Source organism: Rhodococcus sp. AD45-ID (assembly GCF_003023755.1).
GTDB lineage: Bacteria > Actinomycetota > Actinomycetes > Mycobacteriales > Mycobacteriaceae > Rhodococcus_F > Rhodococcus_F globerula.
Genome location: NZ_PYHL01000002.1, coordinates 732275 through 756176 on the forward strand (window position 1 = coordinate 732275; position 23902 = coordinate 756176).

The following is a 23902-nucleotide window of genomic DNA, read 5'->3' on the forward strand; positions in this document are numbered from 1 at the left end:
CTCACTGGTAGGTTTACGGCATCGACGAAAGGTATGACATGTCTGACACCGACGGATTGCTGTTCAACCCCCACACCGAAGATTTTGCCCGTTTTGATCCCGAGACTCGCAGGCTGCTGCTGGCAACAGTCGAATGGTTCGAAAGCCGTGGCAAGAATCAGCTCCTGCATGACGATCTCGAAGCTGTTTGGGTGTCGGACTTCCTCGACTTCGTCAAGAAGGAGAAGTTGTTCGCGACATTCCAGACTCCAGCGGCTTACGCCGACGGCGACGAGAACCGTCGCTGGGACGGTGCCCGCAACGCGGCACTGAGTGAGGTCTTCGGCTTTTACGGACTCGCGTACTGGTACGCGTGGCAGGTCACGATCCTCGGACTCGGACCGATCTGGATGAGTGACAACGACGCCGCAAAGAAGCGTGCAGCGCAGGAACTCACCGACGGCGGAGTCATGGCGTTCGGACTCTCCGAGCGCGACCATGGCGCCGACGTCTACTCCACCGACATGCTTCTCACTCCGGCCGACGGCGACGTTGCCTTCCGGGCCAGCGGTGAGAAGTACTACATCGGCAACGGCAACGTCGCCGGAATGGTGTCGGTATTCGGGCGTCGCACCGATGTCGACGGACCCGAGGGGTACGTGTTCTTCGTTGCGGACAGCGCGCACCCGAACTACCACCTCGTCGACAACGTCCTCCGTGGTCAGATGTACGTCAGCAACTTCCGCTTGGAGGACTACCCGGTCCGCGAGGAAGACATCCTGCACACCGGTGTCGCGGCGTTCGAGGCAGCGCTCAACACCGTGAACGTCGGAAAGTTCAACCTCTGCACCGGTTCGATCGGAATCAGCGAGCACGCGTTCTTCGAGGCAATCACCCACGCGCAGAACCGAATTCTGTACGGAAATCCCGTCACCGACTTCGCTCACGTCCGAGCGGCGTTTGTCGACGCGTACTCCCGGCTGGTTGCGATGAAGCAGTTCAGCGCGCGGGCTGTCGACTACTTCCGAAGTGCGAGTCTCGATGACCGTCGCTACCTTCTGTTCAACCCGATGACCAAGGCCAAGGTCACCTCAGAAGGTGAGCGCGTTGTCGGACTTCTGCACGACGTGATTGCTGCCAAGGGCTACGAGAAGTCCACGTACTTCCGCGAAGCCGCGCAGGTGATCGGCACACTGCCCAAGCTCGAAGGCACCGTTCACGTCAATGTGGGCTTGATCCTCAAGTTCTTGCCGAACTACCTCTTCAATCCGGCAGAGTTCCCGGAGATTGTCACGCGCGACGACGCTGCGGACGACGAGTTCTTCTGGAATCAGGGACCGACTCGCGGCGCCGCGAAAATTCAGTTCCACGAGTGGAAGCCGGTGTACGAGAAGCACTCCGGTATCCCGAATGTCGCTCGTTTCTACGAGCAGGCGATCGCGTTGACCGAACTGCTGACGTCGGCGGCCCCGGACGCGGCGCAGCAAAAGGATCTCGATTTCATGCTCAACGTCGGGCACCTGTTCTCGCTCGTCGTGTACGGGCATCTGATCCTCGAGCAGGCTGACATCGCCGGACTCGACTCCGATGTCGTGGATCAGATCTTCGACTTCCAGATTCGCGATTTCTCCGGCTATGCGATTGCGCTGCACGGGAAACCGTCGTCGACACCGGAACAGCAAGCTTGGGCGCTCGCAGCTGTGCGCAAACCCGTCGTAGACAGTGAGCGCTTCGACCGCGTGTGGCAGCAGGTCAAGGCCTACGACGGCGCGTACGAGATGCGCGCATGAGCGCGGTGGCAACCCGCGATCAGTTGATGGCGGTAGTCGAGGGATCTCCCAAAGCTGTCGGTGCGCACGATCGTTCGGCGTGGGTGTCGCTGTTCAGCGCAGACGGTCAGGTCAATGATCCTGTTGGTTCGCGTCCGCACAACGGGCGGGCGTCGATCGAGAAGTTCTACGACACATTCATTGCCCCGAACACCATCACGTTCCATGTCGAGCGCGACATAGTGTGTGGCCGAACAGTGTGGCGCGACCTCAGCCTCGCCACCGAAATGTCGACGGGCGTTGTCCTGAACGTGCCGATGCATCTGCGCTACGACCTGGTGGGCGAGCCGGATTCGTTGCAGATCGGAACCCTCTACGCCCATTGGGAATTGGCGACCATGTTGAGTCAGCTTGCCACCGCGGGCGCAGCAGGCGTCAAGGCTGCGGCCAAGCTCACGCCGCAGTTGCTGTCCAACCAGGGGATCGGGGGAGCGATTGGCTTCTCCAGCGGCATCCTCGGGGTCGGGTCCAAGGGCAAGCGGGCGGCAACACGATTCCTCGACGCCGCAAAGGTCGGCCGGATTCCGCCCATTCCGGTCGAGCTTCCGGCGGGCACGCACCTGTCTACCGCAGACGCCAACGATCTTCTGGCCGGCGTGAGCCGGGGCAAGGTCCTCGCTGCCGGCCGCACGGTCACGGCAAGCGTTGTCGTCTGCGGTGAACCGGCCATCGCGCTCTTCGGATTCGAGGCCTCGGGGCATCGGATCAACCGGGTGCGGTTCTTCACCGAGAGCTGACGTTATTGGCTCGGCGCACCGATTCCGGCGCGCCGAGCGTGCGTCGTCCTTGTTTAGAGAGCGCCGAGATCGGCGGATAGCCAGGTGTGCGGTTTCATGTAAATTGCGACCTGCTCGCCCAGTTGAGAGCGGGCAAAGTCGAGATATCCGTCAACCTTGTCCGGGGTCAAATATCGCCGCGATACTTCGACCAGCATCTCATCGGTTCCTGGCACGATTTTGTCGACGGAACCTTCGACGCTCACATAGCGGATGGTCGGCTCGAGTCGTTGAGCCATGAGGGAGAAGTGCCCAGCAGACTCTATGAGCTGGGCCTTTTTCGATCCTTTTCCCGTGAGAATCCAGGGGCTGCCACCTGGTGAGTAGAGATACCAGATGGGGACTGTCAACGGACCGCGCTCGGAATTGTTCGCCACCGACAGCGCTGCTACGTGCGGCTCGGCCAGAAACTGTTCACGCTCATTCTCGGAGAGTGCCATCACCTGAGACTACAGCGGTGTTCGACAGGCTGGCCAGCGTTGTGGCGCCCTCATTTCGGGACGAGTTGAGCGGCGAGGATCCGGGCGGCTTCCTCGAAACGATCTGGATGTGAACCGCCGAAGTTCAGACGAATGTATGCGGCGGTTGGTTCCGCCGGAAACCACTCGGCCCCAGGGGAAATCGAGAGGCCGTGCGTGAGGCACCTGGTTGCAAACGTTTCGGAATCGAAACCCTCAGGCAGGCGAAGCCATAAGTTGAGACCACCGGCGGGTTTGTGGGTGAGCGTGAGTTCCGGTGCATGAGTATCCAATTCGCGGATCAGATGGTCACGCCGTTCGCGCAGTAGTTCGCGAACGTTTCGCCGATGAGTAACCCACGAAGGTTGGGTGAGGACGTCGACCGCCGCAGCTTGGAGAATCCCGGAAACGTACAGGTCATCGATGGTGCGATCGGTTTCGATTCGTCGTCGCGCCGGACCGCGTGCAACAACGGCCGCGACCCGTAGTGCCGGAGACGTGCTCTTGGTGAGCGACCGGACGTAGATCACGTGACCGTCGGGGTCGTTCGCAGCCAGGGGAGTGACGTCCTTGTCTATTCCGAAATCGTGCGCCCAGTCGTCTTCGATCATGAATACGCCGTGATCACGCACGACCTTCATGATCGATTGCCTCTCAGCGTCCGACCAGAGTGCTCCGGTTGGGTTGGCAAAATGTGGTTGCGCATAGAACAAGCGCGCCCCGGAGAGTTCGAACGCGCTGGCAAGATCATCCGGATCCGGCGCGTGCGTCCCGCGGGCGACGGGCACAACGGTCAGCCCGGCCTGTTTGGCTGCTGCGATGGCACCCCAGTACGTGGGCGACTCCATCACGATGGCATCGCCGGGACCTGCAAGCGCGCGGAACGTCGAAGACAGTGCGCTCTGCCCACCCGGTGTGATCAGGACGTCGGAATCGCGCACCGTGGTAGCGCCGCCCGTGGTGAGCTCGTGGGCGAACCACTCGCGGAGTTCTCCAAGCCCTGCAGTGTGCGGTCGACGTGCCGCAAGTGAGCTCCGCGCAGCCCTCGACAGTGCTCCGCGGATCTGACGAAGGGGAAGCAACTCGTCCGTTGGGTAGCCGCTGTGCAGCGAGATCGTGTCTGCCGTAACCGTGAGCATGCTTGATCCGATGGGATTGGCGTCGACCCGGCTCGGCCCGAGACTGGTTGTCTGCCAAGAATAGTCGGATATCTGAGGCGCTCGCGTGCGGGCGACGAAATTTCCCGAACCTGGGCGGGTTTCAACCAGGCCTTCACCCACGAGTTGGCGGATTGCGTGCTGCACAGTGACAGGCCCCACGCCGTGCGTTGCGGCCAGCGCCCGAGTGGAGGGGAGTTGCATTCCGGCGGTCGACGACGTGATCAGCGTGCGTAAGCCGTCGACTACCCGTCGGCTACTGCTATCGTGGGACATGAATGACAATAGTAGCGCTATCGCGAACGAATCGGCACCGCTATCGGGTCTGTGGTGGGGGCTCCTGGGAGTTCTGGCGTTTTCGTTCACGGTTCCACTGACCAGAATCGCAGTCGCTGACCTTGATCCGTTGTTCATCGGCGCCGGCCGAGCTGTAGTGGCGGGAGGGTTGGCGACGATTGCGCTGCTGGCTTCGCGCGCCGCCATTCCGAGCCTTCGGCAATGGGCACGGATTGCCCTTGTCACCATCGGAGTTGTTCTCGGGTTCCCTCTACTCACCACGTTTGCAGTGCAAACATCACCGGCCAGTCATGCCGCCGTCGTGATCGGGCTATTGCCTGCCGCGACGGCCGTACTGGCCGTACTTCGGGGGAAAGAACGGCCGAGTCAGGCGTTTTGGTGGGCGAGTGCGGCCGGCGCGATATCGGTGGCAGTGTTTGTCGCATGTGCAGGCGGCGGACTCGGTTCGTTCCACCTCGCGGATCTTCTGCTGGTCGGGGCAGTGATCTGTGCTGCTCTCGGGTACTCCGAAGGAGCTTTGCTGGCCCGCGAAATCGGATCATGGCAGACAATCGCCTGGGCGTTGATTCTCGCACTGCCCGTTACGGCCACCATGACCGTTGTGTCGGTGGTGAATACGCCCGTCCACGCCGACGCCAATTCATGGCTTGCGTTTGCCTACCTCGGTGCCATCAGCATGTTTCTCGGTTTCTTCCCCTGGTACCGAGGCCTGGCGATGGGGCCGATCTCCACAGTCAGTCAGACGCAGCTGGTTCAACCGGTTCTCAGCATCGCGTGGTCGGCCTTGATCCTGGGCGAGGAATTGTCGCTGTCCATCGTCGCGGGCGGCATCGTGGTGATTGGCTGCGCGTGGCTTGCGCTCAAGGCGCGCGTAGCGGCGCCGGGCACCGCGAGGGTGCGCGACGCCGCTACGGCGTCCGGTGTGCGTGGCTCAGAAGAGCGGGCCGCCACCGAATGCAGCACGATGTGACGCCGGCTGCTTGCCGTTGGCGTCGGTGATTCCGTAGTCGAGTGCAGTTTCCGCGGTGATCAGCGTGTGCCCGCTGCGGGAGTTGACGTCGGGATCGTTGGCCAGTGCCGTGATGACCTGCCCGACGAATTCCGGGGTTTCCGCCTCGGCGAGGGAGAAGCCCTCGAAGCTCTCCATTCCGCTGGCTTCCATTCGCTCGTTGCGAATCAAGCCGAGCCAGAAGGACAGTGCGGTGACTCCGGTTCCTTTCAACTCGACGGCCATGTCCGCGGCCATCTTGTCGAGTCCGGTCTTCGACATCCCGTACAGCACGGAGTGCAAGTATCCGCGGCTGCCGAACGACGAGATATGGCCGATGACACCGCTTCCGCGCGGGACCATCAACTTGGCGGCTTCCACGGACGCGACGTAATGCGCGCGCAAACCGATTCCGATCAGGGAGTCCCAGTCGGCGACGGGGCGCTTCCAGAACGGATCCGTGAAACCTGCGTAGCCGGCAGGGTTGGCCCACACGTTGTTGACGAGGAGATCGAGACGGCCGGACTGCTCGTCGGCAATGCGGGCAAAGAGATCAACGATTTGCTGATCATCGCTGTGATCACACTGCACGGCGATTCCCCGGCCACCACGCTCGGTGATCTCCGCGGCTGCAGCGTCGAGTGGGCTGTTGGTGCCGACTTCACCGCGCGCGGTCACATACACGGTCCAGCCGTCGCTGCCCAGCGCCAACGCGATTCCTTTGCCGACACTGCGACTCGCGCCGGTTACCAGTGCAACTTTTGATCCAGTCATTCTTGACTCCCCACTGATCCCTCGGCGAGGACGGTCTCGGCTGACAGGGGAGTGGTCATCGACCACGTCTCCGTGAAGTGGCAGCGACTCATCTTCCACGCTCCGTCCTCGATCACATACGCGTCGTCGTATTCGCCCGTCATCAATTTCTGAGTCCGAGCGACGGTGTCGATCTGGCGGAACTGCAGCGTCCATCGACCGAGTGCGGAAGTCTCCGAAGTTATTTCGATATCGGGGTGAAGTCCGTGGTGCATGTCGAGGACCGCGTAGTGGCCGTCGACTTTGCGCAGGGCGACTGCGGTGAAGATGTCGGCCATCGGGCCCGCGTCGTCGAATGCTCCCAGCTGGCCGTAGTCGATGGACGCGCCGCTCTTGATGAAACTGTTGCGGAACGCGACCGGGTCCTTGGCATCACAGGCGCGCCAGTAGTTGTACTTGAGCTTTTTGATCTCTTCGATCTGCTCGAGGGCGTCGATGCGTTGTGCAAGATCCAACGTCGGTCCTTTTCGTCCGGTTTTACGTGTTGTGTCGGAACCCGACTCTATGGTGCGTTTCATCACACATGTGACGTAAATCCCAGTGGCCGGTCAAGTGTCCGAGTCGGATGCAAGCGCGGTGCCGGTGGCGGAGAGTGTTGTTGCGGCCGATTCGCCGAAGACGCTGACGCACAGTTCCCCTAACGCGGGATCCTCGTCGATGTGTTCCGGCGCTTTCATCGCGAGCAGATTGTTGATGAGCATGCCGTTGGCGATGAACATCCGGGCCTGCTCGGGGGTACAACCGGTTCGATCACGCACCAGGCTGTAGATCTTCGACATCGCGAACCGTGACACGGTGGCGATGTCGTCTGTGCCGGTGGCGAACCCGTGCAGCATGACGAGCAGTAGATCGCGGTCCAGGATCAGCTCGCCGTAGGCGGAACCGAGCTCGGCCCAGAACTCCGGATCGTCAGGCTCGATATCAAGTGTGTCCAGCTTTTCGGTGAAGGTTCGGACGATCTCGTCGAGTGCTCGCGCGAACACTGCCCGGAACAGTTCTGCTTTCGTTCCGAACATGCGCACGATGTACGGCTGCGAGACGCCGGCTTCCTTCGCGACCGCATCGGTGCTGGTGCCGGAATATCCGCCGCGGGCGAAGGCCCTGGTGGCTGCTGCAAGGACAAGTGCCCGGCGCTGGGGCGCGCTCATCCTTCGCTTGGGTGAGGCGGAATCTTCGCTCGACATATTGACAGGTTATCAGTTGATAACTTAGCGTCAATTAAGTAATCAACTGATACCTAATCGAAGGCGTGCAATGACTGTTTTGGCGAATGCCGGTGCCGCACCCGGTTCCGAAGGGACCCGCAGGCGATCAGTACCGGTTGCGATAGCGATCGTCGCGGCGTCCCTGCCGATGTTCATGGCAACCCTCGACAATCTGGTGATGACCAGCGCATTGCCGGTGATCGAGAAAGATCTGAATGCGTCCGTGAGCCAGTTGCAGTGGTTCATGAATGCGTACACGCTTGCGTTTGCGACGCTGATGTTGTCGGCGACGACGCTCGGCGATCGCTGGGGTAGGCGACGCATGTTCGTGGGCGGGATCGGACTGTTCACCGCGGCGTCAATTGCCTCCGCGCTCTCGACATCGGCAGGGCTGTTGATCGCGGCACGCGCCGTTCAAGGCGTCGGCGCTGCCGCCATCATGCCGCTCTCGCTGACACTGCTCGTGGCTGCGGTTCCGGAAGCCAAGCGCGCCATGGCAATCGGCATCTGGGGTGGAGTATCGGGGCTCGGTATCGCGATGGGTCCGGTGGTGGGCGGCGCTGTGGTCGACGGTTTTTCGTGGCAAGGGATCTTCTGGATCAACGTGCCGGTAGCAATCGTCGCAGTTCCGCTCGCAATGTATGCACTGCGCGAATCGACCGGGCGGAAGCAGCCTTTGGACGTCGCCGGGGTCGCGCTGGCCGGACTTGGTGTGTTCCTCGCTGTCTGGGGCATCGTTCACGGAAACGACGACGGTTGGGGTTCCTTCGGTGTTGTCGCATCGCTGGTGGGTGCCGTAGTTGCCTTGGGGCTGTTCATCGTTCGCGAACGAACCACGTCGCACCCCGTGATGCCGTTGCGTCTGTTCCGATCCAGAAGCTTCTCGATGGCAAACGTGATCGGACTGACCTTCTCGATCGGCATCTTCGGTGCGGTGTTCCTGCTCTCGCAGTACCTCCAGATCGCGATGGGGTTCACACCGTTCGAAGCCGGGTTGCGGACGCTTCCGTGGACAGCGGCGCCGATGGTCTTCGCGCCGCTCGCGGGCTTCCTCGCCCCGAAAGTGGGACTGCGACCGCTGCTTCTCACCGGTCTCGGTCTGCAAGCCGGCGCGTTGTTCTGGTTGGCTGCTCGCATCGGTCCCGACGCCACGTACGCGTCACTCGTCCCCGCACTTCTCATGGCCGGAATCGGCATGGGGCTGACCTTCGCGCCCAATGCCACCGCGGTACTCGTCGACATGGACGCGCCGGATCACGGCACGGCCAGTTCGACCAACGCAACACTTCGCGAGATCGGCGTCGCATTGGGAATCGCAGTCCTGCCAGCGGTGTTCCTGGCCGCAGGTGGAGCGTTGACGCCGCTGGGATACAGCGAAGCACTGACGCCGGCCCTGCGAGTCGGCGGATGTTTTGTACTGGTCGCGGTAGTGGCGGCGTGGTTTGTGCCGACTCGGAAGTGAGTTTTGCTGTGCGCCCTTATCAACCGCGGGCGGTTAATGAAGGCGCACAGCACTATTCGCCGGGAAACGCCGATGTTGCGGGAGTTGTCCCGAGTGCGAGGTTCCAGCCGGCCCCGCGGATCGAGGCGTCTGTGAGCGCCTCGACTCCGAAAGTGCGGAGATCGTCGGAATCGGCCTGTTCGATCAACGCGCGATACGCAGCCGCGGTATCGGCTTCGATCTGTGCCGCCAACTGCGCCGCCGTGATGGCGTCGGTGACCGGGAAAGGGATGTCGTAGCCGGCGGCGGCAATCGGGGGAGTGAGGCCCGCGTCGACGGCGATGACGGACAGAGCGTCACGGCGCGCCCGGTGGGTTGCCATGTGGGTGGCAACCTCGCTGGCCCGAGCCGGGTTGGAGAACGCTGCGACGACGCCGTAAGCGAAGATTGCGGCGTTCTCGGATTCGATGGCGTCGAGCACGGCTGAATCACTGGTTGTCGATGTGCGCAGAATGCTCATGGCAGCAGTACCGCCGTCTGGGTGGCGCACGCCGCGCTGATCGAACCGAGTAGTCCGGCGCGATAGCCCGATGTCGTCCGAGCGAGATCGGCAGCGCTGCGAGCGGACTCCGCTAACGACGCGCGCACGGCGTCGATCCCCGCGGGCGCTGCCGGTGCGGTCGACGACGCTGACGGCGTTGACGTGGTGCCGGCACCCCCGCCTGCCGCTCGCGCGATCTCGGCGTCGAGGGCATCGGCATGAGCGGTGCGCTCCGCGCTGATCGTCGTGAGCGCGGCAACACGTTCCGGTGCCAGCGCGATCGAATTGCTTGCAGCGGCGGCGTCTGCTCGTGCGCGATCGGCCTGCGAGGTCAGCTGGTCGACTTCTACGGCGGCCTGGGCGGAGCCGTTGTCAGTACACGCTGTGGCCGCGAAGGCGATGGCGCCGATCGACGCCGCACCTGCGATCTTCAGCGCACTCCGGCGGGAGTGGGAGGTGGTGGATAAGGGCGTCAGCACTCGTCCATGGTGCCAGGTACCGCGCGATTCGTTCGAATCAGGCAAACGTGTTCACGTGTGATGTGTAACGGTCGGTCTGGTCGCAGGCATCTCGAAGGGGCGGTACTCTTGGATGCTTGGCCGGACAGTGTGGCGAATGGTGTCTTTGGCATGCCCACAAACTGGGTACCTGCTACTTCGAGACCTGCATCACACAGGCCTGAGCCACGCAGACTGACAACACCGAGTCGATGCGAGTCGACGACAACTGAAACGAGGAGTTCGCGAGATGCCGGTGCCATCCAAGGACAGGGTTATCGAGCTGGTCTCCGAACTCGTGCAGTCCAAGGGCTACGACGTCGAGGACGTCGTAGTCACTAATGCGGGCAAGCACAGCGCCGTTCGCATCATGGTGGACAGTGACGCCGGTATCGAACTGGATGCCGCTGCCGAGATCAGTCGGCTCGTCTCCGAGTTGTTCGACAGCCTCGAGGAAATCGGGGAAGCGCCGTACACGCTCGAGGTCACGTCGCCCGGGATCGATCGGCCGCTGACAGCAGAGCGACATTGGCGCCGCGCACGTGGGCGCAAAGCGCGCATCGATCTTGCCGACGAGACCGTCGTCGGTCGAATCGGTGTCCTCGGCGAGGATTCGGTTGCAGTGGTCATGAACGGTCGCGGCGGTCTGACAGTCCGCGAGATACCGCTGGCAGACGTGCAGAAAGCTGTTGTGCAGGTCGAGTTTTCGAAGCCGAGCGACGCAGAGCTGGAACTTGCCGGAGGAATTCCGGAGGGTCGGGCAGTGCATACGGACCTCGACGAGTCCGACGCACAGGTGCTCGATTCCGAAGAAGACGTAGAAGACGTAGATAACGAAGAAGGGTTCGACAAGTGAATATCGACATTGCAGCGTTGCGAGCGATCGAGGCCGAAAAAGGCGTCCCGATCGAAACAGTGATCGCCACGATCCAGACCGCGCTGCTGACGGCGTACCGACACACCGAGGGCCACAAGCAGAACGCTCGGATCGACGTCAATCTCAAGACCGGATCGGTGCGAGTCATGGCTCACGACACCGACTCCGACGGAAATATGGTGGGCGCCGAGTGGGACGACACCCCCGAGGGCTTCGGCCGGATCGCGGCGACCACCGCGCGTCAGGTGATTCTTCAGCGTCTGCGTGATGCCGAGCACGAGCGCAGTTTCGGCGAGTACTCGACGCACGAAGGTGAAATCGTCGGTGGTGTGATCCAGCGAGACACCCGCGCGAACTCGCGTGGCATGGTTGTCGTGCGAATCGGCAGCGACGCGCATGGCACCGAAGGCCTGCTCCCGCCGGCCGAGCAGGTTCCTGGTGAAAGCTACGAGCACGGCGAGCGCATCAAGTGCTACGTCGTCGGGGTTGCCCGCGGCGCGCGCGGCCCGCAGATCACGCTGTCGCGCACCCACCCGAACCTGGTTCGGAAGCTGTTTGCACTCGAGGTTCCCGAAATTGCCGACGGCAGCGTCGAGATCATCAATGTTGCCCGCGAAGCTGGTCACCGTTCCAAGATCGCGGTTGCGTCGCGCGTTCACGGGCTCAATGCGAAGGGTGCATGCATCGGTCCCATGGGGCAGCGCGTGCGTAACGTCATGAGCGAACTTGCCGGCGAGAAGATCGACATCATCGACTACGACGAGGACCCCGCGACATTTGTGGGCAACGCACTCTCTCCGTCGAAAGTGGTCTCCGTCACTGTTGTCGACCTCGATGCCCGCGCAGCTCGGGTTATCGTGCCTGATTTCCAGCTGTCGCTGGCCATCGGCAAGGAGGGTCAAAATGCCCGCCTTGCTGCACGGTTGACCGGTTGGCGTATCGATATTCGAAGCGATGCAGCACCGGTCGACGACGCGTCGGATCGCTCCGGCGCGTCAAACGGATAACGGTGGAATGCAGTGTTCCAGACAGTTCGACGGTAGAGTAGACGATGGTTCGACGTGAGTCCTCGGATTTTGCGCGCGCGACGCCCGGTTCGCCGGTCAGAACGTGTGTGGGATGCAGGGAACAAGGGTCGGCTGCCGATCTGTTGAGGGTCGTGGTTGGTGGGCAGGGGCCGGAGGGTTCCCTGCTTGTCCCCGACGTATTGCGAAGGCTCCACGGTCGAGGTGCATGGCTGCACCTGGATCCGAGTTGCCTGAGCCTGGCAGAGCGGCGCCGAGCATTCAGCAGAGCACTGCGAGTGTCCGGAAATCTGGACACGTCCGCTGTCGACCAGCTGGTCGACGCAGTTCACACAAAAGCAGTACCTCTCGAGAAGAACAGGCACAAGCACTCATGAGCACACCGTGAAGCACCAACGATGAACGTCCATCGGCTATAACCCGAGGTCGTGTGGGACCCACATCTGTGGGATGCCTCCTGCTCGACCTCATCAGTGAGGAGAGCAGTGGCAGGCAAGGCCCGCGTACACGAGTTGGCTAAAGAGCTCGGTGTTACCAGCAAGGAACTACTCGCAACGCTCAAAGAGCAGGGCGAGTTCGTAAAGTCTGCGTCATCCACAGTGGAGGCGCCCGTCGCACGTCGTCTGCGGGAATCATTCCCGTCTGCCGGTGGTGCAGAAACCAAGCCCGCGTCCGGCGACGCAGCGGCAAAGCCCGCAGCAAAGCCAGGCGCACCGTCGCCGTCGGCAGCAAAGCCCGGCGCACCGCGTCCCGGGCAGCGTCCCGGCCCCAAGCCGGCCGCACCGGCTCCCGCAGCACCGGCAGCCCCGGCTGCTGCAGCTCCGGCCCCGGCAGCACCGTCCGCTCCCGCAGCACCGGCTCCTACGACGCCGGCAGTCCCCACGCCGACGTTCAATGCGCCCGCTGCACCCAGCAACGCTCCGAAGCCGGCTCGTCCGGCTCCGGCAGCTCCCGCGGCACCGGCAGCACCCGCTGCAGCTGCTCCGGCAGCACCGTCGACCGGCGCAAAGCCCGGTGGACCTCGTCCGATGCCCAAGGCTCCGCGCGTCGGAAACAACCCGTACTCCTCGGCTCCGGCTGAGCGTCCGGCACCACGTCCGGCTCCGGGCCAGAGCGGTCCTCGTCCGGGCGCTCCGCGTCCCGCGGCGCAGGGTGGATCTCGTCCGGCTCCCGGCCAGGGTGGACCCCGTCCGGCTCCCGGCCAGGGCGGTCCTCGTCCGGCTCCCGGCCAGGGCGGTCCTCGTCCGGCTCCCGGCCAGGGTGGACCCCGTCCGCCCGCAGGTCAGGGTGGACCCCGTCCGAGCCCCGGCTCCATGCCTCCTCGCCCGAACCCGGGTGCAATGCCTGCTCGTTCCGCTCGTCCCGCGCCCGGTGGCGGCGCAGGTCGTCCGGGCCGTCCCGGTGGCGCTCCCGGCGGTCGTCCCGGTGGCGGCGGCGGTGGGTACCGCGGTGGCGGAGCTCCCGGCGGCGGCGCAGGTGCCGGTGCAGGTGCTCCCGGTGGCGGAGCTCCCGCAGGTGGTTTCCGCGGTCGTCCCGGTGGCGGTGGCCGTCCCGGTCAGCGCGGCGCAGCAGCAGGTGCATTCGGTCGTCCCGGCGGAGCAGTTCGTCGTGGACGTAAGTCGAAGCGGGCAAAGCGCGCCGAGTACGAGAGCATGCAGGCTCCCGCAGTCGGTGGCGTCAGGCTGCCTCGCGGCAACGGCGAGACCATCCGTCTCGCTCGCGGCGCGTCGCTGTCCGACTTCGCAGACAAGATCGATGCGAACCCCGCAGCACTTGTGCAGGCACTGTTCAATCTCGGCGAGATGGTCACGGCAACGCAGTCGGTCAACGACGAGACGCTGGAGCTTCTCGGCGGCGAAATGAACTACGTCGTTCAGGTCGTCAGCCCTGAGGACGAAGACCGTGAGCTGCTCGAACACTTCGACCTCACCTACGGCGAGGACGCCGGCGGAGAAGAGGACCTCGAGTCCCGTCCGCCTGTGGTCACCGTCATGGGCCACGTCGACCACGGTAAGACCCGTCTGCTCGATGTGATCCGTAAGGCCAACGTCCGTGAGGGCGAAGCCGGCGGCATCACGCAGCACATCGGTGCTTACCAGGTGCTCACCGAGCTCGAGGGCAACGAGCGTCTCGTGACGTTCATCGACACCCCCGGTCACGAGGCCTTCACGGCTATGCGTGCTCGTGGTGCCAAGGCCACCGACCTCGCGATCCTTGTTGTCGCAGCCGACGACGGTGTCATGCCGCAGACGGTGGAAGCGATCAACCACGCCCAGGCGGCCGACGTGCCGATCGTGGTCGCGGTCAACAAGATCGACAAGGAAGGCGCTAACCCGGACAAGATCCGTCAGCAGCTGACCGAGTACGGACTGGTCGCCGAGGAATACGGCGGAGACACCATGTTCGTCGACATCTCGGCGAAGCAGGGTCTGCACATCGATCAGCTTCTCGAAGCTGTGCTGCTGACCGCGGATGCTTCCCTGGATCTGCGCGCAAACCCGGACATGGATGCACAGGGTGTTGCGATCGAGGCTCACCTCGACCGTGGCCGTGGCCCCGTTGCCACAGTGCTCATCCAGCGCGGAACGCTGCGCGTCGGCGATTCCATCGTCGCCGGTGATGCATACGGCCGCGTCCGCCGCATGGTGGACGAGCACGGCGAGGACGTCCACGAGGCACTGCCTTCGCGTCCGGTTCAGGTCATCGGCTTCACGTCCGTCCCCGGTGCAGGCGACAACCTGCTCGTGGTCGACGAGGACCGTATTGCCCGTCAGATCGCTGACCGTCGCAATGCACGTAAGCGCAACGCGTTGGCAGCGAAGAGCCGCAAGCGCATCAGCTTGGACGATCTCGATGCAGCTCTGAAGGAACATTCGCAGCTGAACTTGATCCTCAAGGGCGACAACTCGGGAACCGTCGAGGCTCTCGAAGAGGCACTGCTGGCTATCCCGATCGACGACGAGGTGCAGTTGCGCGTCATCGACCGCGGTGTCGGTGGCGTCACGGAGACCAACGTCAACCTGGCAGCGGCTTCCAACGCGATCATCATCGGCTTCAACGTCCGTGCCGAAGGCAAGGCGACCGAGCTGGCGAACCGCGAGGGTGTCGACATCCGGTACTACTCGGTGATCTACCAGGCCATCGACGAGGTCGAGAAGGCTCTCAAGGGTCTGCTCAAGCCGGTGTACGAAGAGGTCGAGCTGGGCAAGGCGGAGATCCGCGCGATGTTCCGTTCGTCCAAGATCGGCAACATCGCCGGTTGCTTGGTCACGTCGGGCAGCATCCGTCGCAACGCCAAGGCACGTCTCATCCGCGACAGCAAGGTTGTCGCCGAGACGGTCACCATCTCCTCGCTCAAGCGGGAGAAGGAAGACGCCACCGAGGTTCGCGAAGGCTACGAGTGTGGTCTGACCGTCACCTACTCCGATATCAAGATCGGTGACGTTCTGGAGTGCTACGAGCTTCGTGAGAAGCCGCGCGACTAGTAGTCGCCGCGGGCGCTGGGGGCGCTCGTGACTATTGACTGACATGGACTCTCCTGGACATTGACCACAATGTCCGGGAGAGTCCATTCGGCTATGCCGACGAGGAAGCGGTCTGGGACGAGAAACGGTCTGGGGGAAAATGTTCGTAGGTGCGTTGGAGTTCGACATTCTTTTCGGAGATGTCCACTCCCTCAAGGAAAAGCGTTCGCTGGTGTCGCCGATTCTGACCGAACTGCGGCGTTTCGGTATCAGTGCGGCGGAAGCCGGGGAACAGGGGCGTCTTCGCCGCGCCTTGGTCGGTGTTGCTGCGGTCAGTTCGTCGATGGATCATCTGCACGACGTACTCGATCGTTGTGAGCGAGCGGTTGCAGCGCGACCGGAAATGCAGTTACTGGCCGTACGTCGGCGCGTCTTCGGTCCCGAGGACTGATTTGGTCGGTGGGCGGCGATGCACAAGACTGGTGTCGGTAATAATTCTTGTAAATCGAACATTGTGAACGATCGAGTTATCTCGTATCGGATGTGCGTGAAATCGAATGTCCGTGGAATCGAAAGTCCAGGGAGAAGGAGACAGAGATCATGGTGGATCCCGCCCGGGCCCGTAAGCTCGCAAAACGAATCGGCACGATTGTCGCGACCGCAATCGACCACGAGATCAAGGATCCGCGGCTTGCTTTTGTGACCATCACCGACACGAAGGTCACCAACGACCTGCACGATGCGACCGTGTACTACACCGTGATGGGTGAAAAGGTCGATTCCGCACCCGACGTCGAAGCTGCTGCAGCCGGTCTCGAGAAGGCCAAGGGTGTTCTCCGGTCGAAGGTGGGCGCCGGCACCGGTGTCCGTTTCACCCCGACGCTGACGTTTGTCGCGGACACCGTTCCCGATACTGCGCGCCACATGGAAGAGCTGTTGGCTCGTGCGCGTGCCGCCGACGGCGAGCTCGCCAAGGCTCGCGAGGGAGCTCAGCCTGCCGGTGATGCAGATCCGTACAAGGAGCCACGAGTAGCTGCTGACGACGATGACGACGTCGTTGCCTCGGATGCTCGAGATCTCGACTGACCCGCAGCGAGGATGACGATCACCGCACGCGCTGACGGAGACCCTTGCGAGGATCCTTGCCGGGCAGGCTTCGCGCGGGCAATCGAAGTGCTGGATGCGGCTCGGACGGCAACTGTCCTGTGCCACATCCAGCCTGACGCAGACACTATCGGCAGCGGTCTGGCATTGGGGTTGGCGCTCGAGCGCAGGGGCGTTTCGGTTCAGGTTGCCTTCAGCCGGCCTGCGCACCTGCCCGAGTCCATGCTCGGATTTCCCGGTCTGCATCTGTTGGTTCCACCGACTTCCGTGCGTTCCGAAGTGGACGTCCTGGTCACCGTCGACGTGGGAAGCACCGGGCGCTTGGGCGCTCTTGCGGATCGGTTGGCTGGTGCGGCCAGCACTGTCGTCGTGGATCATCATCGATCCAATTCGGAATTCGGTGCGATCAACGTCGTGGACGAATCCGCAGCATCGACGACGGCTCTGCTGGCACGGTTGTTCGATTTTTGGGGCGTGGAGATCGATCGTGACGTGGCCCATTGCCTGTATGCCGGTCTGGTGACCGATACGGGGTCCTTCCGTTGGGGCGGGCCGTCGACGCATGTTCTTGCGGCCCGGCTGTTAGCCACCGGTATCGACGGCGACACCATCGCTCGGCAACTTCTCGACACGCATCCGTTCGGCTGGCTGCCGATGCTGTCGTCGGTTCTCGGCTCGGCGACGCTGGTACGAAGCGCCGCGGGCGGTCGTGGTCTCGTATACGCGGTGATCCGCCGCGACGACATCGGAGATCTGCGGTCCGAGGAAATCGAGAGCGTTGTCGACATCGTCCGGACGACGTCGGAAGCCGAGGTTGCCGCTGTGCTCAAGGAATCGGAAACCGGCAGCTGGTCGATATCGTTGCGCGCGAAGACCGATGTCGACGTCTCGGCTGTCGCGGAGAGTCTCGGTGGCGGTGGGCATCGGCTCTCGGCCGGCTACACCTCGACCGATTCGAGTGAGCAGACGGTTGCAGCGTTGATTGCCGCACTGGGGTGAGTGTCCGATCGTGACCGCATCCGATAGTCCTGCGCCTGCAACAGCGACAAATCCCGGCGCCGAGGTCGACGTGACCGGCCGTCGTATCTTCGGGTTGGCGTTGCCTGCGCTAGGTGTGCTGGCAGCCGAGCCGCTCTATCTCCTGTTCGACATCGCAGTCGTGGGACGGCTCGGAGCCCTTCCGTTGGCGGGTCTGGCGGTGGGCGGGCTCATCTTGTCGTTGGTGAGCACTCAGTTGACGTTCCTCTCGTATGGAACCACCGCTCGCGCGGCTCGACTGCACGGCGCCGGCCGCGATCGCGAGGCGGTCGGTGAAGGTGTTCAGGCAACGTGGTTGGCGTTGGTGATCGGGCTGCTGTTGGTGGCGGTGGTGCAGGCGATTGCCGGGCCGTTGACGTCGGCGGTGGCGGGCGGTTCCGATATCGCGGATGCGGCCGAGAGTTGGTTGCGCATCGCGGTGCTGGGTGTGCCGCTCATTCTGGTAGCCCTCGCCGGCAACGGTTGGATGCGCGGGCTGCAGAACACGATCCGTCCGCTGCGCTTCGTCCTTGTGGGACTGGGGATTTCGGCAGTTCTGTGCCCGATCCTGGTTCACGGATTATGGGGTGCGCCGCGCCTCGAACTCGAAGGTTCGGCGGTTGCGAATCTTGTCGGTCAGAGTATTTCCGGCATCTTGTTCGCGTGGGCGTTGTTCCGCGAACCAGTCTCGGTCAGACCACGTGTGTCGATCATGCGCGCGCAGATGGTCATGGGCCGAGATCTGATTCTCCGCAGCCTCGCTTTCCAAGCCTGTTTCGTGTCGGCTGCGGCGGTTGCGTCGCGATTCGGAGCAGCCGTGGTGGGCGCGCATCAGGTGGTTCTGCAGTTGTGGAACCTGGTTGCGCTGCTTCTCGATTCATTGGCGATCGCCGCGCAGACGCTGATCGGGGCCGCGCTGGGAGGCGGATTTGCGGTTGCTGCCAAGAAAATGGCGTGGCGGATCACAGTGTGGTCGACGGTCTTCGCAGTGCTGTTGGCCGTTCTGTTTGCCGCCGGGCACTCAGTGATCCCGCAACTGTTCACGGCAGACGACGAGGTGCTCGCGCAGATGTCGATCGCCTGGTGGTTCTTCGTCGCGATCATGCCGGTCGCGGGAGTCGTGTTTGCCCTCGACGGAGTTCTCCTCGGCGCCGGTGATGTGACCTTCATGAGAAATGCCACCATGGCGTGTGCGGTGGTCGGATTTCTGCCGGCAATCTGGATGTCGCTGGCCTTCGACTGGGGGTTGGCCGGAATCTGGGCGGGCCTGACCGTGTTTGTCGTACTGCGGATGATTGCCGTGTCCTGGCGTGCGCTCTCAGGCAAGTGGGCTGTGACGGGAACCGAGACAACTGCACATGCAGTCGAGCGTTCGAGTGAGGAAGCTGAGGGATCGTGGCAGCAAAGCTGATGGCAGTGAGCGACATCCATGTCGGTCACAACGGCAACAAGCCGATGACGGAGGACCTGTTCCCGGACTCCCCGGACGACTGGTTGATCCTGGCCGGCGACGTGTCGGAGAAGACCGACGATATTCGCTGGGCGCTCACGCTCCTGCGCTCGCGCTTCGCGAAGGTCATCTGGATTCCCGGTAACCACGAACTGTGGACTACGGCCAAGGACCCGGTGCAGATTCACGGCGCTCCGCGGTACGAGTACCTGGTCAACATGTGCCGCGAGATCGACGTCATCACGCCCGAGGATCCGTTCCCGGTGTGGGAGGGCGAAGACGGTCCGGTGACGCTCGTCCCGATGTTCCTGCTCTACGACTACTCGTTCCTGCCCGTCGGGGCGCGAGACAAGGAACACGGCCTCGAGATCGCGCGGGACAAGAACGTCGTCGCCACCGACGAATTTCTGCTGTCGTCGCAGCCGTACGCAACCCGCGACGCGTGGTGCCGTGCCCGCATCGCGTACACGCAGGAGCGTCTGGACGCGTTGCCCGAAGGCACGAAGACCGTGCTGATCAATCACTTTCCGCTGGTTCGTCAACCGACGGACGTGCTCATCTATCCGGAATTCGCGCTGTGGTGCGGTACGACGCTGACCGCGGACTGGCATGTGAAATACAACGCCGTGTGCTCGGTCTACGGGCACCTGCACATCCCGCGAACCACCTACTACGACGGCGTCCGCTTCGAGGAAGTGTCGCTCGGATACCCACGGGAGTGGCGTCGGCGCGGCCTGCCCGAGAAACTGTTGCGGCAGATTCTGCCGGTGCCGGAGTACCCGCCGGGAACGTTGAACAAATGGGGCGGCCACTTCAAGGTGACGCCGGAGCAGGAAGCCGAAGTCGAGCGTATGCGCTCGGGTCGCTAGAAAGGCACCGATACGTGATCGAACAGATTCTGCCCGGCGGCATCGCGATTGCCGAGGCGTTCGAGGATCCGCCTGGACTTGTCCCGCATCCCAGCGAAGAGGCGCTGATCGGCCGTGCGGTGGAGAAGCGTCGTCGCGAATTCGTGACGACGCGCAATCTTGCCCGCACCGCCATGGGGAAACTGGGCGTCCCGGCGGCGCCCGTCATGCGGGGGGAGCGGGGAGCGCCGTTGTGGCCGAAAGGCGTTGTCGGCAGCCTCGCGCACTGCGACGGATATCGCGGCGCGGTGCTGGCGTACTCGATGCAGGTTCGTTCGCTCGGTATCGACGCCGAACCGCACGGACCGTTGCCGGACGGGGTGCTTCCGGCCGTCAGTATCGAGGACGAGCGAACCTGGCTGGGCGAGCAGGCCGGCGACGGTCCCGTCCACTGGGATCGAATCCTGTTCTGCGCCAAGGAAGCCACGTACAAGGCGTGGTTCCCACTGACACAACGGTGGTTGGGGTTCGAGGACGCACACATCACGTTCGAATCCGAATCGGATACGTCTGGCACGTTCCGATCCAAGTTGTTGGTCCCGGGGGAGACGACGTCCGGTGCGCCGCTCACCGAATTCGACGGTAGGTGGATGGTGTCCGACGGACTGATCCTGACGGCAATTTCGGTGCAGTGAGTCCGGCTGGCAGAATCGAGACCCGTGTCAGCTCGCGAAAAGCCTTCCTCCGGACTTGTCGGCGCCGGAATCTTGATCGTCGACAAAGAAGCAGGCCTCACCAGCCATGACGTTGTGGCCCGGTGCCGCAAGCTGTTGAATACCCGCAAGGTCGGCCATGCGGGAACGCTTGATCCCATGGCAACCGGTGTGCTGGTTCTCGGCGTGGAGCGTGCCACCAAACTGCTCGGTCTGCTGGCACTGACCACCAAGGCGTATTCGGCGACCATCCGGTTGGGTGCGTCGACGACCACTGACGACGCGGAAGGTGAAGTACTCACCTCAGCGGATGCGTCGGCCGTGACGGATGAGGAGATCGCCGCCGTGGTGGCGACGCTGACCGGTGACATCGAGCAGATCCCGGCCAGTGTCAGCGCCATCAAGGTGGACGGTCAGCGAGCTCACGCTCTGGTGCGAGCGGGTGAAACCGTCGAGCTTGCCGCGCGTCCGGTGACGGTGTCGACGTTCGAGATTCTTGCCCGACGCGACATCGAGGGCGGCTTTGTCGACCTCGACGTCGACGTGGAGTGCTCGTCCGGCACTTACATTCGTTCGCTGGCGCGTGATCTCGGGCGAACGTTGGGTGTGGGCGGTCATCTGACGGCACTGCGTCGCACGCGTGTCGGACCGTTCACTCTCGAACACGCGCGCACGCTCGAAGATCTCGCCGAGGCTCCCGGCGTGAGTCTCGATATCGACCAGGCCGCCCAGACTGCGTTCCCACACCGTCAGATCACAGTGGCCGAGGCCGAAGCCATCAGCCAGGGGCGGTGGCTCGAACCGATCGGGCTCAAAGGTGTCTACGCGGCCATCGATCCCAGCGGGCATACGATTGCCCTGCTGCAGGAAAAGGGAAAGCGTGCGAGCTCGGTCATGGTCGTCCGCCCGGCGACACTGCGCCAAGATTAGCCACTCCGGACCAGGCTAGTCAGACCAGCCAGATGGCTTGGGCGACAGGGCTTCCCAGATCTATGCAGTCGGGGTTGTCGCCCAAGCGTACGGAGACGGTGCCGGCAAAATCGCGACGCTCCTCCACGGTGATCTCGACGTCGAGTGTGACGCCGACGGAATCGAAGTAGCGAAGCATCTCCGGATCGGAGTCGGAAATACGCGCAACCCGCCCGCGCTCACCGTTGGCGAAGTCGCTGAGCTGGCGCGCCGGGGGAGTGGGAATCGACCCGTCGGCGGCCGGGATGGGGTCGCCGTGCGGATCGCGTTCGGGGAAGCCGAGTTTGGCATCGATGCGCGAGATCATCAGGTCGGAGACGGCGTGCTCGAGAATTTCGGCTTCGTCGTGAACCTCGTCCCAGCCGTAGCCGAGTTCGTGAACGAGATACGTTTCGAGCAATCGGTGGCGTCGCACCATGGAGACAGCTGCCGCCCGGCCCGTGTCCGTCAACGCGATCGATCCGTATCGGGCGTGATCGACCAGGCCCTGATCGGACAGTTTGCGGATGGCTTCGGACACGGTGGAGGCGGAGACGCCCATCTTCTCGGACAGCAACTTCGTGGAGATGCGTTCGAGTGACCACTCCTGAATGGTCCAGATGACCTTCAGGTAGTCCTGCGCGACCGAGGACAGTGCAAGCGTGTCGATCGATCCGTCCGGGTGGGAATCCGCGTCGCCGGATTCGGCGGCACCATCCGGTGCAGAGTGTGTATCGGAGGGTCCAGTCTTGTGAGCTGCCACGACACTTAGCTTAGGCTACGAATTGCGGAAGTTCCGTACCTGCGACGTAGTGCAGTGCCAGACCGCTCGGCGGGTCCAATCGAAACTACTGACGGTGCGCCCCGTAGGCTGCCTTTCGTGCTGAGGTGGCGTGGTCTCGACGAAGTTCCGGCCGATTGGGGTCGTTGTGTGCTCACTATCGGTGTGTTCGACGGTGTGCACCGTGGGCATGCCCAATTAATTGCCCGGGCAGTAGCCGCGGCGCGAAAGCGCGGGGTTCCCAGTGTGCTCATGACGTTCGATCCGCACCCCATGGAAGTTGTGCGACCGGGTAGTCATCCGGCTCAGTTGACGACGCTGGCGCGTCGTGCGGAATTGGCCGAAGAGTTGGGCATCGACGTCTTCTGCGTCATGCCGTTCACCGCGGATTTCATGAAGCTGACTCCGGAGCGGTACGTCCACGAAATCCTGGTGGAGCGCCTGCACGTTGCCGAGGTTGTCGTGGGCGACAACTTCACGTTCGGCAAGAAAGCCCTGGGGAACGTCGATCTGCTTCGCGAGATGGGCGATCGATTCGGATTTGCCGTCGACGGTGTCCAATTGCTCGCCGAGCATGCGGTGACGTTCTCGTCGACCTACATTCGCTCGTGCGTCGACGCCGGCGACATGGCTGCGGCAACCGAGGCGCTCGGTCGACCGCATCGCGTCGAAGGTGTTGTGGTGCACGGCGACAAGCGTGGCCGTGAACTCGGATTTCCGACGGCAAACGTTGCGCCTCCGGTGTTCTCGGCTATTCCGGCCGACGGCGTCTACGCGGCGTGGTTCAGCGTTCTGGGGGCGGACGAGGAGTTGGGCACGCTCGTACCGGGAAAGCGGTACAAGTCGGCAGTGTCCGTCGGCACCAATCCGACATTCTCCGGTCGCGCTCGCACCGTCGAGGCTTTTGTTCTCGACGCCGACGCAGATCTGTACGGACAACATGTCGCCGTCGACCTGGTGGCGCGGATCCGTGGGATGGAGAAGTTCGATTCCATCGAGTCGCTGATCGCGGAAATGAATCGCGATGTCGAGCGCGCGCGTGAAATTCTGGATCACGACTCGGAACAGAGTGTCGGCTGACGCCCGGGAACAGAGTGTCGGCTGACACACTTGCCGTCGACCGGTAAATCGATCGCAACGGTCCTGGTAGAATCTTCTCTCGGTGTGTGCTGCGGTTTGCGGCGGCCGCGTCCGATCTAGTTCCTTTCACGCAAACGTCATCACAGGAGTGAATCAAGTGGCATTGACCACGGAAGAAAAGAAGGCCGTTCTCGGCGAGTACGGCTTGCACGAGACCGACACGGGATCGCCCGAAGCTCAGGTGGCAATGCTCACCAAGCGCATCACCGATCTCACCGAGCACCTCAAGACCCACAAGCATGACCACCACTCACGTCGTGGACTGCTCTTGATGGTCGGTCGCCGTCGTCGTCTGCTCAAGTACGTGGCAAAGACGGACGTCGCTCGTTACCGTGCGCTCATCGAGCGCCTCGGCCTGCGTCGCTAGATTTTTGTCACGACGCTGATCGAAAGCAACACGGCAGGCTCCGGTTTGCCGAACACTCCGTTAGCCGGCGAAGCCACGCATATACTGGGCTTCGCTGGCTTTCGGCGTTAGCTGCCGCAAGGCAGTTTCCGCTGTCGGCGCATTTGCACAGTTGGTGCAATGCGAAGTCAGCACACCGTATGCATCA

The 23902-nt window shown here is 63.0% G+C and carries 25 protein-coding genes; 17 read left to right on the plus strand and 8 right to left on the minus strand.

From position 1 onward, the window contains the following. The first annotated feature begins 38 nt into the window (after positions 1–38). Together C7T36_RS19600 and C7T36_RS19605 are read left to right on the plus strand one after the other, a co-directional pair. Entirely contained in the window at positions 39–1769 is a 1731-nt protein-coding gene (locus C7T36_RS19600; protein WP_045067284.1) for an acyl-CoA dehydrogenase family protein, read from the plus strand. Further along, complete coding sequence (locus C7T36_RS19605) at positions 1766–2545, plus strand: nuclear transport factor 2 family protein (protein ID WP_033234919.1); 780 nt, start codon at positions 1766–1768, stop codon at positions 2543–2545. Before C7T36_RS19600 ends, C7T36_RS19605 begins: the two co-directional genes overlap by 4 nt. A gap of 53 nt (positions 2546–2598) precedes the next feature. Here C7T36_RS19605 and C7T36_RS19610 read toward each other — a convergent pair whose 3' ends face one another. After that, a complete protein-coding gene (locus C7T36_RS19610) occupies positions 2599–3024 on the minus strand; it encodes a pyridoxamine 5'-phosphate oxidase family protein (RefSeq protein WP_033234918.1) in 426 nt (141 codons plus the stop codon). Between the two features lie 50 nt (positions 3025–3074). Beyond that, positions 3075–4475 carry a PLP-dependent aminotransferase family protein gene (locus C7T36_RS19615; protein WP_045067286.1) on the minus strand — a complete coding sequence of 467 codons (1401 nt, stop codon included), beginning with the start codon at positions 4473–4475 and terminating at the stop codon, positions 3075–3077. On the opposite strand from C7T36_RS19615, the gene C7T36_RS19620 reads away from it, so the two are divergent. Next, entirely contained in the window at positions 4474–5466 is a 993-nt protein-coding gene (locus tag C7T36_RS19620) for a DMT family transporter (protein WP_045067288.1), read from the plus strand. The two genes, C7T36_RS19615 and C7T36_RS19620, sit on opposite strands and share 2 nt — an antisense overlap. Here the strand turns inward: C7T36_RS19620 and C7T36_RS19625 are convergent. The 3 genes from C7T36_RS19625 to C7T36_RS19635 all read right to left on the minus strand — a co-directional run bounded on the left by C7T36_RS19625 (position 5428) and on the right by C7T36_RS19635 (position 7481). Then, a complete protein-coding gene (locus C7T36_RS19625; protein WP_045067289.1) occupies positions 5428–6258 on the minus strand; it encodes an SDR family NAD(P)-dependent oxidoreductase in 831 nt (276 codons plus the stop codon). The genes C7T36_RS19620 and C7T36_RS19625 overlap by 39 nt on opposite strands. Next, entirely contained in the window at positions 6255–6752 is a 498-nt protein-coding gene (locus C7T36_RS19630; protein ID WP_033235020.1) for a nuclear transport factor 2 family protein, read from the minus strand. The genes C7T36_RS19625 and C7T36_RS19630 overlap by 4 nt, the downstream gene beginning before the upstream one ends. 93 nt (positions 6753–6845) lie before the next feature. After that, a complete protein-coding gene (locus C7T36_RS19635) occupies positions 6846–7481 on the minus strand; it encodes a TetR/AcrR family transcriptional regulator (RefSeq protein ID WP_045067290.1) in 636 nt (211 codons plus the stop codon). Between the two features lie 70 nt (positions 7482–7551). On the opposite strand from C7T36_RS19635, the gene C7T36_RS19640 reads away from it, so the two are divergent. Continuing rightward, positions 7552–8964 carry a DHA2 family efflux MFS transporter permease subunit gene (locus C7T36_RS19640; protein WP_045067291.1) on the plus strand — a complete coding sequence of 471 codons (1413 nt, stop codon included), beginning with the start codon at positions 7552–7554 and terminating at the stop codon, positions 8962–8964. A 52-nt stretch (positions 8965–9016) separates the two neighbouring features. On the opposite strand, the gene C7T36_RS19645 is transcribed toward C7T36_RS19640, so the two are convergent. Continuing rightward, positions 9017–9463, minus strand: a complete 447-nt coding sequence (locus C7T36_RS19645) for a ferritin-like domain-containing protein (RefSeq protein ID WP_033235019.1) — start codon at positions 9461–9463, stop codon at positions 9017–9019. Then, positions 9460–9963 (minus strand): hypothetical protein, encoded by a 504-nt coding sequence (locus C7T36_RS19650; RefSeq protein WP_033234912.1) that lies wholly within the window; start codon positions 9961–9963, stop codon positions 9460–9462. Before C7T36_RS19650 ends, C7T36_RS19645 begins: the two co-directional genes overlap by 4 nt. 268 nt (positions 9964–10231) lie before the next feature. On the opposite strand from C7T36_RS19650, the gene rimP reads away from it, so the two are divergent. The 11 genes from rimP to truB all read left to right on the plus strand — a co-directional run bounded on the left by rimP (position 10232) and on the right by truB (position 21409). Continuing rightward, entirely contained in the window at positions 10232–10837 is a 606-nt protein-coding gene (gene rimP / locus C7T36_RS19655; protein WP_033234911.1) for a ribosome maturation factor RimP, read from the plus strand. Next, a complete protein-coding gene (gene nusA / locus C7T36_RS19660; protein ID WP_033234910.1) occupies positions 10834–11865 on the plus strand; it encodes a transcription termination factor NusA in 1032 nt (343 codons plus the stop codon). The genes rimP and nusA overlap by 4 nt, the downstream gene beginning before the upstream one ends. A 44-nt stretch (positions 11866–11909) precedes the next feature. Further along, entirely contained in the window at positions 11910–12260 is a 351-nt protein-coding gene (locus tag C7T36_RS19665; protein WP_045067292.1) for a YlxR family protein, read from the plus strand. Positions 12261–12368: 108 nt separating this feature from the next. Beyond that, positions 12369–15368, plus strand: a complete 3000-nt coding sequence (infB, locus tag C7T36_RS19670) for a translation initiation factor IF-2 (protein WP_084702751.1) — start codon at positions 12369–12371, stop codon at positions 15366–15368. Positions 15369–15507: 139 nt separating this feature from the next. Further along, complete coding sequence (locus tag C7T36_RS19675) at positions 15508–15798, plus strand: DUF503 domain-containing protein (RefSeq protein ID WP_033234909.1); 291 nt, start codon at positions 15508–15510, stop codon at positions 15796–15798. A gap of 149 nt (positions 15799–15947) precedes the next feature. Then, the gene (rbfA, locus tag C7T36_RS19680) at positions 15948–16433 is read left to right on the plus strand and encodes a 30S ribosome-binding factor RbfA (protein ID WP_033234908.1); all 486 of its coding nucleotides are present in this window, start codon (positions 15948–15950) and stop codon (positions 16431–16433) included. Positions 16434–16445: 12 nt separating this feature from the next. Next, positions 16446–17450 (plus strand): bifunctional oligoribonuclease/PAP phosphatase NrnA, encoded by a 1005-nt coding sequence (locus C7T36_RS19685; RefSeq protein ID WP_084702753.1) that lies wholly within the window; start codon positions 16446–16448, stop codon positions 17448–17450. 10 nt (positions 17451–17460) lie between these two features. Next, positions 17461–18879: an MATE family efflux transporter gene (locus tag C7T36_RS19690; protein WP_045067294.1), complete on the plus strand. Its 1419-nt coding sequence runs from the start codon at positions 17461–17463 to the stop codon at positions 18877–18879. Continuing rightward, on the plus strand, positions 18864–19787 hold the full coding sequence (locus C7T36_RS19695; protein WP_033234905.1) for a metallophosphoesterase: 924 nt from the start codon (positions 18864–18866) through the stop codon (positions 19785–19787). Before C7T36_RS19690 ends, C7T36_RS19695 begins: the two co-directional genes overlap by 16 nt. Before the next feature lie 14 nt (positions 19788–19801). Next, the gene (locus tag C7T36_RS19700; protein WP_045067296.1) at positions 19802–20461 is read left to right on the plus strand and encodes a 4'-phosphopantetheinyl transferase; all 660 of its coding nucleotides are present in this window, start codon (positions 19802–19804) and stop codon (positions 20459–20461) included. 24 nt (positions 20462–20485) lie between these two features. Then, complete coding sequence (gene truB / locus C7T36_RS19705) at positions 20486–21409, plus strand: tRNA pseudouridine(55) synthase TruB (protein WP_045067298.1); 924 nt, start codon at positions 20486–20488, stop codon at positions 21407–21409. Between the two features lie 19 nt (positions 21410–21428). Here truB and C7T36_RS19710 read toward each other — a convergent pair whose 3' ends face one another. Beyond that, a complete protein-coding gene (locus tag C7T36_RS19710) occupies positions 21429–22190 on the minus strand; it encodes a metal-dependent transcriptional regulator (RefSeq protein WP_033234902.1) in 762 nt (253 codons plus the stop codon). Between the two features lie 117 nt (positions 22191–22307). Between C7T36_RS19710 and C7T36_RS19715 the strand changes: the two genes are divergently transcribed. Together C7T36_RS19715 and rpsO are read left to right on the plus strand one after the other, a co-directional pair. Further along, entirely contained in the window at positions 22308–23288 is a 981-nt protein-coding gene (locus C7T36_RS19715) for a bifunctional riboflavin kinase/FAD synthetase (protein ID WP_045067300.1), read from the plus strand. 157 nt (positions 23289–23445) lie between these two features. Next, the gene (gene rpsO, locus C7T36_RS19720) at positions 23446–23715 is read left to right on the plus strand and encodes a 30S ribosomal protein S15 (protein WP_033234901.1); all 270 of its coding nucleotides are present in this window, start codon (positions 23446–23448) and stop codon (positions 23713–23715) included. Positions 23716–23902 lie beyond the last annotated feature (187 nt).

Coding starts and splice junctions, on each gene's coding strand:
- C7T36_RS19600 (WP_045067284.1), top strand. CDS start 39: ATGTCTGACACCGACGGATTGCTGTTCAACCCCCACACCGAAGATTTT.
- C7T36_RS19605 (WP_033234919.1), top strand. CDS start 1,766: ATGAGCGCGGTGGCAACCCGCGATCAGTTGATGGCGGTAGTCGAGGGA.
- C7T36_RS19610 (WP_033234918.1), bottom strand. CDS start 3,024: ATGGCACTCTCCGAGAATGAGCGTGAACAGTTTCTGGCCGAGCCGCAC.
- C7T36_RS19620 (WP_045067288.1), top strand. CDS start 4,474: ATGAATGACAATAGTAGCGCTATCGCGAACGAATCGGCACCGCTATCG.
- C7T36_RS19615 (WP_045067286.1), bottom strand. CDS start 4,475: ATGTCCCACGATAGCAGTAGCCGACGGGTAGTCGACGGCTTACGCACG.
- C7T36_RS19625 (WP_045067289.1), bottom strand. CDS start 6,258: ATGACTGGATCAAAAGTTGCACTGGTAACCGGCGCGAGTCGCAGTGTC.
- C7T36_RS19635 (WP_045067290.1), bottom strand. CDS start 7,481: ATGTCGAGCGAAGATTCCGCCTCACCCAAGCGAAGGATGAGCGCGCCC.
- C7T36_RS19640 (WP_045067291.1), top strand. CDS start 7,552: ATGACTGTTTTGGCGAATGCCGGTGCCGCACCCGGTTCCGAAGGGACC.
- C7T36_RS19645 (WP_033235019.1), bottom strand. CDS start 9,463: ATGAGCATTCTGCGCACATCGACAACCAGTGATTCAGCCGTGCTCGAC.
- rimP (WP_033234911.1), top strand. CDS start 10,232: ATGCCGGTGCCATCCAAGGACAGGGTTATCGAGCTGGTCTCCGAACTC.
- C7T36_RS19665 (WP_045067292.1), top strand. CDS start 11,910: ATGGTTCGACGTGAGTCCTCGGATTTTGCGCGCGCGACGCCCGGTTCG.
- C7T36_RS19675 (WP_033234909.1), top strand. CDS start 15,508: ATGTTCGTAGGTGCGTTGGAGTTCGACATTCTTTTCGGAGATGTCCAC.
- rbfA (WP_033234908.1), top strand. CDS start 15,948: ATGGTGGATCCCGCCCGGGCCCGTAAGCTCGCAAAACGAATCGGCACG.
- C7T36_RS19685 (WP_084702753.1), top strand. CDS start 16,446: ATGACGATCACCGCACGCGCTGACGGAGACCCTTGCGAGGATCCTTGC.